The 12,447-nt window shown below is 45.9% G+C and carries 10 protein-coding genes and 2 pseudogenes; 4 read left to right on the top strand and 8 right to left on the bottom strand.

Annotated elements, in window-relative coordinates:
• Nucleotides 1–189: 189 nt before the first annotated feature.
• Entirely contained in the window at nucleotides 190–2,583 is a 2,394-nt protein-coding gene (locus tag QUB56_RS26270; protein ID WP_332959161.1) for a cache domain-containing protein, read from the top strand.
• Nucleotides 2,584–3,482: 899 nt separating this feature from the next.
• Here the strand turns inward: QUB56_RS26270 and QUB56_RS26265 are convergent.
• A complete protein-coding gene (locus QUB56_RS26265; protein ID WP_332959160.1) occupies nucleotides 3,483–4,082 on the bottom strand; it encodes a cytochrome b/b6 domain-containing protein in 600 nt (199 codons plus the stop codon).
• A gap of 197 nt (nucleotides 4,083–4,279) precedes the next feature.
• Here QUB56_RS26265 and QUB56_RS26260 point away from each other — a divergent pair, with 197 nt between their 5' ends.
• Both QUB56_RS26260 and QUB56_RS26255 read left to right on the top strand, forming a co-directional pair.
• Nucleotides 4,280–4,861: a manganese efflux pump MntP family protein gene (locus QUB56_RS26260; protein ID WP_332959159.1), complete on the top strand. Its 582-nt coding sequence runs from the start codon at nucleotides 4,280–4,282 to the stop codon at nucleotides 4,859–4,861.
• Nucleotides 4,862–5,013: 152 nt separating this feature from the next.
• On the top strand, nucleotides 5,014–5,568 hold the full coding sequence (locus QUB56_RS26255) for a glutathione S-transferase family protein (RefSeq protein WP_332959195.1): 555 nt from the start codon (nucleotides 5,014–5,016) through the stop codon (nucleotides 5,566–5,568).
• Between the two features lie 164 nt (nucleotides 5,569–5,732).
• Here QUB56_RS26255 and QUB56_RS26250 read toward each other — a convergent pair whose 3' ends face one another.
• The 6 genes and pseudogenes from QUB56_RS26250 to QUB56_RS26225 all read right to left on the bottom strand — a co-directional run bounded on the left by QUB56_RS26250 (nucleotide 5,733) and on the right by QUB56_RS26225 (nucleotide 10,465).
• Complete coding sequence (locus QUB56_RS26250) at nucleotides 5,733–5,870, bottom strand: photosystem II reaction center protein K (RefSeq protein WP_006634808.1); 138 nt, start codon at nucleotides 5,868–5,870, stop codon at nucleotides 5,733–5,735.
• A 60-nt stretch (nucleotides 5,871–5,930) separates the two neighbouring features.
• Nucleotides 5,931–7,061: a tRNA guanosine(34) transglycosylase Tgt gene (gene tgt, locus QUB56_RS26245; RefSeq protein WP_332959193.1), complete on the bottom strand. Its 1,131-nt coding sequence runs from the start codon at nucleotides 7,059–7,061 to the stop codon at nucleotides 5,931–5,933.
• 82 nt (nucleotides 7,062–7,143) lie between these two features.
• Nucleotides 7,144–8,412: pseudogene (locus QUB56_RS26240) on the bottom strand (RNA-guided endonuclease InsQ/TnpB family protein).
• A gap of 106 nt (nucleotides 8,413–8,518) precedes the next feature.
• A pseudogene (locus QUB56_RS26235) lies at nucleotides 8,519–8,824 on the bottom strand (zinc ribbon domain-containing protein); the annotation flags it as partial.
• A 12-nt stretch (nucleotides 8,825–8,836) separates the two neighbouring features.
• Entirely contained in the window at nucleotides 8,837–9,703 is an 867-nt protein-coding gene (locus tag QUB56_RS26230; RefSeq protein ID WP_332959158.1) for a transposase, read from the bottom strand.
• A 312-nt stretch (nucleotides 9,704–10,015) separates the two neighbouring features.
• A complete protein-coding gene (locus QUB56_RS26225) occupies nucleotides 10,016–10,465 on the bottom strand; it encodes a hypothetical protein (protein WP_332959157.1) in 450 nt (149 codons plus the stop codon).
• A 260-nt stretch (nucleotides 10,466–10,725) separates the two neighbouring features.
• Here QUB56_RS26225 and cobS point away from each other — a divergent pair, with 260 nt between their 5' ends.
• The gene (cobS, locus tag QUB56_RS26220; protein WP_332959156.1) at nucleotides 10,726–11,523 is read left to right on the top strand and encodes an adenosylcobinamide-GDP ribazoletransferase; all 798 of its coding nucleotides are present in this window, start codon (nucleotides 10,726–10,728) and stop codon (nucleotides 11,521–11,523) included.
• On the opposite strand, the gene QUB56_RS26215 is transcribed toward cobS, so the two are convergent.
• Nucleotides 11,520–12,146 carry a hypothetical protein gene (locus QUB56_RS26215; protein WP_332959154.1) on the bottom strand — a complete coding sequence of 209 codons (627 nt, stop codon included), beginning with the start codon at nucleotides 12,144–12,146 and terminating at the stop codon, nucleotides 11,520–11,522. The two genes, cobS and QUB56_RS26215, sit on opposite strands and share 4 nt — an antisense overlap.
• Between the last annotated feature and the right edge of the window lie 301 nt (nucleotides 12,147–12,447).

Below are 12,447 nucleotides of genomic sequence, written 5' to 3'. Positions count from 1 at the left end.
TGATTAATTTTTTTAATTACTAGAAAAGATAGTAGAATTTTTTATTGCAGTTTAACAGGGTAAACCTGCTGGCGGGAAAAATTTCAAAAATCCCCGCAATTATTCAATGCTAGTAGTTTCAGACTATTGGCAGGCTGGGAGTACATCGTAGGTGAGCTGAGGAGTTCAATCTCATAAATTGGTCAAACAATGGGAAGCTTTGCGAGAGTTAAGTGGTGGAAATTAACTCGACTATTGCCAGCGGGATTTAAGGGCGAATACTATCTTCCCTACAAAACTGCGCTGTTAATTTTGGGCGTAACAATTATGGCAGCTAGCATCACTGGTTGTATCAGCTATCAAAGCGTTCGCCGCTTGATTATCAACAATTTAGAGCGCAATGCTTTGTTAGAAGTTAGGGAGCGCGCGCACAAGATCGATCGCTGGATCGGCAGTAGAAAGGCTGAACTCGAAATCCTCGCCAACTCTCCTCCGGTTCGTTCGATGGATTGGTCAGTGGCAGAGCCTTATTTAAAATCGGAAGTAAATCGACTGCAAGAATTCCAGCATTTGGCATTAATCGCTCCTGACGGTTCTTATTTCACTACAAAAGTCGGCAGAGCCTTGATTAATGTCAGCGACCGCCTACACTTCAAAAAGGCAATGGCTGGGGAAGTCTATGTTTCAGATCCTACCATTTCTCGCACGCTCAAAAAACAAAGTATTGTTCCCATTTCGGCTCCGGTGTGGTCAAATTCGACAAATTCTCTTGATAAAACAGCATCCAAGCCGATCGGAGTAATAAACGGCGTCATTAGCATCGACCGAATTGCCGAAGTAGTAGGAAAGCTGGAATATGGGACAGGAACTTACGCTTTTGTTCTCAATTCTCAAGGAGTGCCGATTGTCCATCCCGACCCTCGGTTAATGGGAAATATCGACAATCCGGCTCCGAGTTTGTTAGAGTCTGCAGATGCTAATTTGACCAATGTAGCTCGGGAGATGGTTTATCAAAAAACGGGCATTTTGCTGACTCAAATCAACGACGCCAGAGTTTATGTTGCCTATCTTCCTTTAGAACAAGCGGAATGGTCGATCGCCCTTGTAATTCCCCGCGACAATCTCGAAAAAGAACTGCTCCCCTTCAATATACTAGCTGTAGCCGCCGCCGTACTTGCGGCCTCCGCTATTTTCTCCGCAATTGTGGCACTCAAGCTGTTTGCCATAAATTGCATTCGCACTCGCACAGAAGCCCTTCTCCACCGCTTGACTGGTCGCATTCGCGCTTGCTTGCACCTCGATCTCATCATGCAAACTACAGTAGACGAACTCGGTACTTTGCTGGAGCTCGATCGAGCAATTTTCGGATGGTACGACCCCCGACAAGATACTTTAGAATTTGGCTGGGAATATTGCCGGGAAGGTGTGCCCGGGGGCTTGGGAATCTTCGGTTCTCCAGGAGGGCCCTCTGGAGATTTAGCTGCACGGCTTCACCGCCAAGAAACGATACTGCTATATAAAACCACCGCCCCTGATGCCACAGCGTCTCAGGAACGCCCCCATATCGAACTCACAAACAGCCACTACGCAGCAGTACCCGTATTAACTCAGACTAATCGGCTCGGATATCTGTTCGCCTTTGCAAACCGGCGGTTTGCGACTCCCGACGAGGTGGAAGTTTTGGAAGCAATTGCCGACTCGCTGGCAATCGCAATTTTCCAATCCCAACTCCAGGGACAAATTCAAGAAGAACTCAAACTTTTGGAAGAAGTATTCGCCAAACTTAGAAGAACTGAAGAGCATTTAGTACAAAGCGAAAAAATAACAATGGTGGGTCAACTTGCCGCCGAAGTTACCCAGGAAATTAATAACCCGATTAACTTTATTTACGGCCGCCTGATTCACCTCAACGATTATATCAAAGATTTGCTTAATATAATTAGTCTCTATCGCGAACAATATCCCCAACTGGTGCCGCGAATTGCCAAAGAAATAGAGACCTGCGACCTAGATTTTATCAGCCAAGAGTTGCCGCAAATTCTCAATTTATTGAAAATAGGAGCCGATGGCATTCGCCAGATAGTCCTGGCTTTGCGAAAATTTTCGCTTCCTGACGAACCCAACAAAGAACACGCCAACCTTAATGAAAGCATCGAAAATATTTTGCTGTTGCTAGGGAGCCGGCTGGAGCAAAAAATAGTAGTAGTCAAGGAGTACAAAAACCTGCCGCCAATTTTGTGTTATCCCGGTCAACTGAGCCTGGTATTCGCGAGTCTCCTCAGCAATGCTATTGATGCTGTTAACAGTATTGAAAACTCGGCTCAAATTATTACAATTAAAACAAATATTGTCGAGGATTCTCCAGGTAGGTTTATTGCAGTATCGATCGCCCACAACGGCTCCCGAATTCCGCCGGAAACTCTAGACAGAATATTTGAGCAGTTTGACCATACTAAATCCTTTAAAAAATTTACCGGATTGGATCTGTCGGTTTGCTATAAAATTATTGTAGAATTGCACGGTGGTAGCCTTACAGTTGAATCTCCAATTAAATCTCAAACTGGGGGCGGTGCTGAGTTTATGGTAAAATTGCCGATCGTTTGATATCGCATTTTGCCGCCTTGGAAACCCGTCGCAACTCTTGCAAGCTCCCTCGACGAAAAGCTTAATGTCGGCTGGTAGCGAGGACTTTAGTCCTCATAAAACCGACGGCTGAAGTCCTCACTACAAACCTGATTATCATTTTTAGGACTAAGACCAAATGTCACACTTAAGTCAGCTTGTATGGTGTGCCATATCGATTCCGGTTGCACCATCCGTCATTGTTGACTGTTGACTGTTGACTGATGACTGTTGACTGATGACTGTTGACTGATGACTGTGTTTTTTGACTTCCAGGCTCTACCTGATAACGCAGAGAAAGGAGGTTGTGCCTCCAATTTTCCTCCGCAATTGAGGCTCTTCCTCGCTTATATCGCATAGCGAGGAAGAGCCTAGGAACCAGTTCAATCTCAAATCTCAAATCTCAAATCTCAAATCGATTGACTGTTGACGGGCGGGTCAAAAAAATGAATATTGCGAGAATTATTTGTTGGCAGCTTGATGAGACTTTACGCCAGACTTTTGAAGCAAGGATTTGATATCATTCCGGCAGTCAGGCCGGAATGATATCAGACTCGGTTATGGGGCGATTATCAAGGGTGTGAGGTTCCGCGGCACCCTACCAATTGTGCCAGTTTGCCTTAGTCCTGATTTTTTAACTAAACTTGATACAGCATATTCCATGTAGAGGTATATCGCCAGAAACCGGGTTTCGAGCAACAGAATCAGTAATGATGCGAGAACTGTAAAGAAACCCGGTTGCTGGTGTGTAATTCATAAACCTGGAATCGGCTGTATGATAGGATTAGGAAAATAATAAAGGTGCAACCACCGCAAACAACCAACCTCCCATTACCAAGACTTCCGCAACAATTAATAAAATATTTTTGTTCATTTTCAAATTAAGAGCGATCGACCAAAGACCGAATTTTCTTCCACCAAGCAGCCGGCGAATCCTCCGGGCGATATGCGGCATCAAACATCGACAAAATTAGCGGCAAACCCCCCACTTTCGCACTCATCAATAAGTGCATTGCCAGACAAAACACCAATACTGCCCAACCAGAAGCGTGCAAATAATACCAAACCTGGGTCAATTCCCCAGCCGGCAGCCATTCTTCCTTAACCATACTGCCAGAAGCGATCGCCCAAGTCAGTGCTAGCAACATCAACGTATTCACAATCCGGTGCAAACTGTACCACCAAAGCGGTTTTCCCAACTGCGTTAGTGTCCCAAAAGAATCAGGCTGCACCAAGCGTTTTTGACCTGCATGGAAACTGTACAATGCAAAAGTCGGCATTACTCCTAACACCAACATCTTGCCAAAAGTGCCGTGAATCCCGATAATATCTGCAATCTGAGGCACGGGGACTTTGCCCAACCTCCCATCGTAGGTGTTGTAAACCACAAATGCACTCAAAATTGCTAAAAGGGCGATCGCAGCATTAACCCCGTGCAGTAACCTGAGTAGCAGGGGCTGGTACAATCTAGATTGCGGCATCGTTAATTCGGCTAATGGATAAATAATCTTTTACAGAATACAGCTAAGCCCCGATTTTTTCAACCCTCGCCAATTGTGAAATAAATCTGAAATAAAAATGAAAAAATTATGATAAAAACGCAATATTATCAAAGTTTAGTGTAAACTAAAATTGTCAAGACGTACACTTTATTTATAATACCGAACACTTTACAAAAATGGATGCAGCCACTACTATTTTACTTTCTTTGGGACTAGCAGCAGATGCTTTTGCTGTAGCTGTTTCCAGCGGTTTAGCAATCAAACACATGAAGGTCAATAAAGCTTTAAAAATCGCCTTATTTTTCGGAGTGTTTCAAGCTTTAATGCCCGTCCTAGGATGGTTGATCGGTCTGAGTTTTAGTTTTTTGATAACACCGATCGACCATTGGATAGCTTTTGGGCTTTTGAGTTTTATTGGCGGTAGAATGATTTACGAATCGCTGCAAAGCGAAGAATGCGAGAAAAAGTTTAATCCGTTAGATACGGGGACTTTGATAACGCTGTCGGTGGCGACGAGTATCGATGCCCTCGCAGTTGGTCTCGGATTTGCTGTCCTGAAAGATTCTATTGCTCTGGCGGTGACTGCGATCGGATTTATTACTTTCTTTTTAGCCTTTGCAGGCGTGTTTATCGGACACAAGTGCGGCAACTTGTTTGCTAATAAAATTGAGATATTGGGGGGAGCAATATTGATTTTTATTGGCAGCAGAATCTTGTTTCTGCACTTGACAGAGGTGCCATTAGTTATCGGTAATTAGTCAGTAGTCCTTAGTCATTAGTCCTCAGTCATTAGCCATTAGTCCTTAGTCGAACAGTGACATCAGAGTCTCGGGTGGCTACAATTCCCAATTCCCAATTCCCAATTCCCAAATGCTACAATAATAATATTGCGTTAAAGGATAACAATTCCGTGCTGAAACTTTACGGCGGAGCCCGCAGCAGGGCGTCAATAGTCAAGTGGTATCTAGAAGAAATAGCGGTTCCCTACGAATTCGTGATGCTGGATATGCAAGCAGGGGCACACTTGCAGCCAGAGTATCTCGAAATTAACCCGATCGGCAAAGTACCGGCAATTGTTGACGGAGATTTGAAACTTTGGGAATCCGGCGCAATTCTGCTGTATTTAGCTCAAAAATATGGTAAAATGCCCGGGAGTTTGGAGGAGCAAGCTCAAATTGTGCAGTGGGTCATGTTTGCTAACGCTACCCTCGGGCCGGGAATATTTACAGAAGCAACTCGCGATCGCGAAACTCCCCGCTTGTTAAAACCGTTAAATGAAATCTTCGAGAAACAGCCTTTTTTAATGGGCGATGAATTCGGCGTAGCCGACGCAGCAGTCGGGTCAATTTTAGCCTACATTCCAATGATGCTAAAACTAGACCTTAGTGCTTATCCGGCAGTTGTAGATTACATCAAGCGGATGTCAGAAAGACCGGCATTCAAAAGTGCGATCGGCGGTAGCTGAAGGAACGCACTACAGGGATTTTGCCAGGGATACACCGATGAATTATCGATCGTGAGTCAGGACTCAGAGGTTCCTTGGCATTCGGCATTCGGCATTCGGAAAAAACTTAATAGCTAAAAACAGGGGCGATTTGTAAATTGCCCCTGTTTTTAATGAAATCAAACTTATCTGAATCCTACAGCCGCCTGCCAAACAAAAGCCAGCAGCAAGAAAAACACGGGAATGACCGGCAACACATTAACCAAAGGCTCAAAAATCGAATAAGCTTCGGGCAGTTTTGCTAAGAGTAATGCAGCTTCCATGAATCAACCTACCTATCCAACACAATTTTCATAATTGTCGCATATCTTCACGCCAGGCAATCACGATCGATCGACTCTTGGTGCGAGCCAGCCGGCAAACTCTTCAGTAAATCGATCGGCCAAAATCGCCTCCCGCATCCTCCCTGTAAAGCGAATCAACTCCGTCACATTGTGAAGCGCCAGCAAAGTATACCCCAGCACTTCGTTAGCCCGCGCCAAATGGGCCAAATAAGCCCGACTGAATTTTTGGCAGGTATAACAAGGACAAGACTCATCCAGGGGAGCAAAATCCTCCCGGAACCGAGCATTTTTCAAATTCCAGCGTTCCCCACCCACAAAAGCCGTCCCGTGGCGGGCCAGCCGAGTCGGAATCACGCAGTCAAACATATCTACGCCACTCGCCACCGCCAGCGCCATTTCCCGATAAGTCCCAATCCCCATCAAATAACGCGGTTTATTTGGCGGCAACAGGGGCGCTGTCACCTTCACAATCTCTGCGATCAAATCCCCCGATTCCCCGACGCTAACCCCGCCGATGGCGTAACCGGGCAAATCCAAATCTACCAACTGGTTCGCCGCGCGCGATCGCAAATCGGGGAAAACGCCCCCCTGCACGATTCCGAACAAAGCTTGATCCGGACGCGAGTGAGCTTGAATACAGCGTTGCAGCCAGCGGTAAGTGCGATTTGTTGCCGCCTCCACCTCCTCCCGCGTAGCGGGGTAAGGGGGGCACTCGTCAAAGGCCATAATCACATCGGCGCCCAACTGATTCTGAATCTCGATCGATCGTTCCGGCGTCAAATTAATCATGCGGCCATCGCGGGGAGAGCGAAAAGTCACCCCATCATCAGTAATCTTGCGCATTTGGCTCAAGCTAAACACCTGAAAGCCGCCTGAATCCGTCAGCATCGGGCCCGGCCAAGCCATAAATTTGTGCAAGCCGCCAGCGCCTGCGACAATCGCTTCCCCCGGCTGCAAGTGCAAGTGATAAGTATTTGCCAAAACCATTTGAGAACCCGCCGCCTCAAGATGTGCCGGTGTCAAAGTTTTGACATTAGCTAGCGTCCCCACGGGCATAAATTTAGGCGTTTCCACAACACCGTGGGGAGTGGCAAAAACCCCTGCACGCGCTTGGGTATGGCTGCAATTAGCCTGACATTTAAAAGAAAATCCCGTCTTGTCTTCAGTCATTAGTCCCCGACGATCGTTAACCGCTACTCGGCCGTCCGTGTTATCTAATCTATTGTTGTTGATATAGCTGGCAAAAGTATAGTCATTTATAGACATGGGAGGCGTTAAGCCCCTCCCCTTTCACTTTTACTTTGAGCGGATCGACCCGCCTTGGCCCAACTACCCAGCTCCCTATCAAGAGTGCTAAACGCATAAGGGAAAAGCTTTTCTGAGGATATTGTACGCTGCATTCACATCGGAATTAATTAGCTGACCAGTCGATGTTTTGTACAAACCCCGCTTAATCCGCCCCCCTGTAAACACAGGCTCTTTTTCTGTTTTTCCATAAACAGGCATTGGGTCTAAACCCACAAAACTTGCTCTGGACCTGTAGGATTCTTCCTGGACAATCACTGTGATTCCCACCAACCGAACTTTGTATTCTAACATCTCAATTAATCGAGAGTGAGGGATACTGACAAAATTTTGGTTAGTTTGTTTACCTAGACCGATATCGGTTTTCCACTGTGCATTTTTGCCGATTACTAGTGTTCCAATTTGTTTCGCTACCAAATGGTCAACAATCACACGACTAGCATGATGCAAGTAATTATCAACTTTTTGATTGAGCCAGCGAGTTAAGCGCGCTCATCCGGGGTGTGGTTTGACGATTTCTTTTTAACTGGGATTGTAGTCGTGCTTTTCGCTTGTTATAGAACTGGTTGATCGATTTCAATGGTCGCCCGTTAACCAACAAAGGGATAAATCCCGGTTGATTTGAAGTTAACGCCACTAAATTATCCAATCCTAAATCAATACTAACTAAAGAGTTGGCATTGCTGATGGTGGACTCCGGTTCATCATAAATTACCTCCCTTACATAGGAATCACATTTCGGAACCACTCTAACTTGACAAATCTGCTTGGGATTGACTTTAGTTTTGATTAAAAAGTCAGTCCCAGAAATTTTAATAACTCCCTTCTTCAACTGTTTGCTACTAATCGCTTGAATCGTGTAGACGAGAAGGTTTCGCCCTGTGATCTTATCTTTGTACTTTGGTAGTTTCGGGCGACCCGTGAATCTTGAAGAGTCTGCTTGGTCAGCTTTAACGGCTTCAAAAAACGATTTCCCTTGTCTAGCACCATCAAGATTTGCTGACTGACCGAAAGCAGGCAAAGCCTTATATGCTTCGTGAGACTTCATCAAACGATTCATTTCGTTGTAATTGACATAGTTCCATCCATAAATAAAGCTCTGACGAATGACGTAATTAGTGGCATTGTAGAGGTTTTTGGACTTGAAAGCTAGGGAGTCAATCTGGGCGAAACGGTGTTCCGTTGATTTAATGATGTGCCTCTCTGTTAGTTGCATTTGGGACTTCCGCTCTTTGGGCTATGCCTATTCCTTGTTCACCACTCACAACATAATACAATTATTGTTTATAATTGCCTATAAACTCAATGAATTTTTACAAGAATCACCGCCCTAAAAAGGCAGTAATTCTTGACGCTTCATTGGGAGATGCTACGGTCGTAGTCTTACTTTCCCTCTGCGTCCGTTTAGAGTCGTGGCGATATCCCATCCCGACTTTCTCTATATTTTTAGCGGCATTTCCGTCTCTGTCGTGATGCGTCCTGCAATTGATACAGACAACTTCGCGAACAGAAAGGTCTAACTTTCCCCATCTAAAATCGCATTCAGAGCCAACTTGACTGGTAGGCTCCCACCTACTAATTACCCTGAAATCGCGTCCAAACTTATCGCACTTAGCTTCGCAGAGAACTCGGAATTGATACTATCCTTGCCCACTAATTGCTCTTGCCAAGCGTCGATTTTTTACCATCCCCGACACGTTTAAATCTTCCCAAACAACAGTTTGGTTTTCTCTGACTATTTTGGTTGACAATTTGTGCAGGAAATCGGCGCGGGTGTCTGCTATCTTGTTGTACTGGCGGGCTATCCGAATTCGAGTCTTGTTCCTGCGCCTTGAGTCATGCGGTTGGCGGGCTAACTTCCTTTGCAACTTCCTGATTTTGCGGTCTGGTTTCGAGTAATCCGGGCTTTTTACCTGCGTTCCATCACTGAGGGAGGCAAAAGTTTTTAGCCCCAAGTCTATCCCAACTGATTGGTTCTTCGGGAGCGGACTTGCAGGATTTATTTCGACTACAAAACTGAGGAAGTAGCGGTTTGCACAATCCTTAATTACCGTTACCGATCCCGGTTCTGAAGGAATTCCCACAGGCGAAATCGGACTGACATCTCCTACCTTAGCTAAGTAGACTTGGCATCCCTTAATAGAGAACCCGGATTTGTTAAACTCCGCAGATTGGCTGTTGGTCTTTTTCTTAAACTTGGGTGTCCCAACTTTTATTCCCTTTCTCTTCCCCTTGCGGGAATTGAAAAATTTTTTGTATGCTACTGATAAGTGCCGCAGAGATTGTTGCAATGGAACGCAAGACACATTGTTAAGCCAACTCCGCTCTTGAGTCTTTTTGGATGCAGTTAATAAACCTGACAGTTGATTGTAATTGGGCAATTTTTCCGAACTTTTGCACAAATTTAAAGCATCGTTCCAGACTACCCGAATGCAACCGAACAACTGAGCTAAACTCTGTCGTTGTTGGTCTGTTGGATAGAATCTGTAGCGATATCTTGCTTTCATAGCGGGGTTGATTTACTATCTAAAATAGTACCATATTGGCAGCGCACAAAATGGTACTATTTATGCGTATTTTTATTTACATGGAACTTATGCAATTGAAGAGTAAAGCCGTCCTATAAGGACGGGGTTTCTACCCTGTTTTCTGATGACATCGCGACAAAAAACTCATGACCCCGCCCAAAAACGGATACAAGTTTCCGACAATCGTCATGGAGGGCAAAAAATTTTAGACCTTAGTTCTAACTCCCAGATTCAATGCTGCAAGTAAATCTAAAATCTAAAATCTAAAATCTCAAATCGACTGACTGACGATTAAAACGGGGAATCATCCTCATCCAAATGCAGATCCCAGTTGCCGGAGAGTACCTGATCGACAACCGCATCCAAAGCCGCAGCATTTAAATTCCGGGCGACTTGCTCTTGCAAAGGATTGGAGAGGGGAATTAACCGCAACAGCCTTCCGTCTTGAATTAAGTCAAAATAAGCACCATCTTCAGGGGACTGTTTCAGTTCCAGGTAATCAAAACTATACACGTTCAAATAAAGCGCATGGTTGGCAATCAGGGTAGAACGGTGGGGGTTGGCGAAGACTTCGAGTACATAGCCTTCCCCTTCGCTGTAAATCTGGCCATCTTGTATGTGAAGGTAGCGGACACGTCCTAAATCAAACAGCAATCTTTTGATATCGCGTTTGTTGACGACAATCCCTGTATCGATGATGCAAGGAGCAACTACCCTGTTATTTAATTGGTCGTGACTCATGTAGTAAAAGCCTCTGTTGTAGTATGTTCCCGTCTTGGAAATCAGGGAGTTAGCTAGAATTCTTGGTACGGGAAACGCGGATCTTGAGTTTAGTCATTTTAGAGAGGGAGCTTCGGGCTCGCTGTCGGCAGAGGTTTTCTGGGGAAAAGAGCAGGCGACAGGAGGAATGCCCAATCCAAAGGACTAGGGTGTTACAGCTCCAATTCTGGCACACGCTAAGGGATTGACAACTGTATACCACATGAAAAACTTTCAATCTTATGGTGGATGATAAATGGGTTCGGTCTACAATCAACTTTTTCCGGAATCAAGGTGCTGCCATAGCAGCCTCCGTCGCTTTTTATACTTGTTTGCCAGTACCGATGTCTTGGACTTTGGAGTTTCGGGGCATTGCTCGCTTGGCACCGGCGATCGGGCTTTTGATTGGGGGGATGCTGGGACTGGCGGATGTTGGGCTGCAGTTGTTGGGAATGCCTGCTCTGACTCGATCGGCCTTGGTGGTAGTCTTGGGCATCGCGGTGACTGGCGGGCTGCATCTTGACGGGGCAATGGACGCAGCGGACGGGCTGGCTGTACCAGACCCCGTGCGCAGGCTGGAAGTCATGCGGGACAGCGTTACAGGAGCCTTTGGCGCGATGGCTGCGATCGCGATCGTCCTGCTGAAAACTGCCGCTCTCTCGGACTTGAATAACTATCGGTGGCTGGCTTTGATGGGTGTGGCGGGTTGGGGGAGGTGGGGCCAACTGGTGGCGATCGCCCGCTATCCCTATCTCCGGGCTGAGGGTAAAGGAGCTTTTCACAAAGAATCGATTTATTCTCCTTTTGATTTTATCCCCGGAGTGCTGTTGCTGCTGAGTTTGAGCGTGATGCAAGTTGTCTTGGAGGGCGATCGGTGGCTGTTGGCGGTGGGGATGGCTTTGGGGGGAAGTGCGATCGGGATTTTTGCCGGAGCCTGGTTTAACCACCGTTTGGGCGGCCACACGGGAGATACTTACGGTGCTGTAGTCGAGTGGACGGAAGCTTTGTTGCTGTGTCTTTTGGCGGCCTTGGAAGGTTAAATTGTTTCTGAGCTAACGGCACCATTCTGCATCATCCAAACGAAAAAGCTGAGGATTTGCTCCACAGGGGGCAGAGGATAGACGGATAAGTCGATCGTCACAGTTTGGTTTTCTAGTTTGATAAATTGCCATTGAATGCCATTACTCACGCTCCCATAGATGATGGGGATGTTTTTTTCTTTAGCTTGATTGAAGCGTTGAGCGGCAACCATTTCGGCAATACACTGACCCAATCCGCTTTTGAGGTCGGTCTTTTTAGCTTCGACAATTACAACGGCGGGGGCTTCAATTTCTAGGACTTCGGCCGATCGCGCCAGCAGAAAATCAAACACTCCATTGAGCCCGACAGCTTCGTCGATGGTGAAGTCTTCGCCGGAGAAAAGGCTAATTTTGCGATCGAGAATCCGCCTCACTTCCAGCAGTACGGGATAGATAATTCCTTCCGATCGCGCTTTTTCACTTCCCGATATAGCGACGATGGGGAGGCTATCTTTGAGGGTGCCGCTGAGAATGTCTGAGGGTGCGATCGGGCTTAGCGGCGGTATAAAACGATCTCCCTCTTGGACTGTGAGAGCGAAAGCTTGTTTCGCTTTGGCGATCGTAGTAAATTGACTGTAAGGCATGATTTTTTTATTTTACACACTTTATAGGTTTAATTTCGAGCGTTTCAATACAGCGCTTCATTAAGGAACTTTCATAGTTATGTTAGGAAATTTATGTCATTGTTTTTTAATTTCTGAGTTTGATGGTTGAAGGGCGATTGAAACTTTACGGCACTTCCCACACTTGGATTGTTCGCTTATTACCCCCACTAACAATAGTTTCCCCGTCGGCGCTGATGGCAATGTATTTATACCAATTTTCAAAAATCATGCAACAGTAGCTAGGGCTGACAAAATGTAATCCCATCCAGTTATAGATGCT

This window comes from Microcoleus sp. AR_TQ3_B6 (genome assembly GCF_036702785.1).
Classification (GTDB): domain Bacteria; phylum Cyanobacteriota; class Cyanobacteriia; order Cyanobacteriales; family Microcoleaceae; genus Microcoleus.
The sequence above is the reverse complement of the archived record's forward strand: the minus strand, read 5'-3'. Positions and strand labels throughout refer to the sequence as shown.

Excerpts from the sequence above, each read along its gene's own strand:
- QUB56_RS26215 (WP_332959154.1), bottom strand. The coding sequence starts at position 12,146 with ATGCCTTACAGTCAATTTACTACGATCGCCAAAGCGAAACAAGCTTTC.
- cobS (WP_332959156.1), top strand. The coding sequence starts at position 10,726 with ATGGTGGATGATAAATGGGTTCGGTCTACAATCAACTTTTTCCGGAAT.
- QUB56_RS26250 (WP_006634808.1), bottom strand. The coding sequence starts at position 5,870 with ATGGAAGCTGCATTACTCTTAGCAAAACTGCCCGAAGCTTATTCGATT.
- QUB56_RS26270 (WP_332959161.1), top strand. The coding sequence starts at position 190 with ATGGGAAGCTTTGCGAGAGTTAAGTGGTGGAAATTAACTCGACTATTG.
- QUB56_RS26225 (WP_332959157.1), bottom strand. The coding sequence starts at position 10,465 with ATGAGTCACGACCAATTAAATAACAGGGTAGTTGCTCCTTGCATCATC.
- QUB56_RS26260 (WP_332959159.1), top strand. The coding sequence starts at position 4,280 with ATGGATGCAGCCACTACTATTTTACTTTCTTTGGGACTAGCAGCAGAT.
- QUB56_RS26265 (WP_332959160.1), bottom strand. The coding sequence starts at position 4,082 with ATGCCGCAATCTAGATTGTACCAGCCCCTGCTACTCAGGTTACTGCAC.
- tgt (WP_332959193.1), bottom strand. The coding sequence starts at position 7,061 with ATGACTGAAGACAAGACGGGATTTTCTTTTAAATGTCAGGCTAATTGC.
- QUB56_RS26230 (WP_332959158.1), bottom strand. The coding sequence starts at position 9,703 with ATGAAAGCAAGATATCGCTACAGATTCTATCCAACAGACCAACAACGA.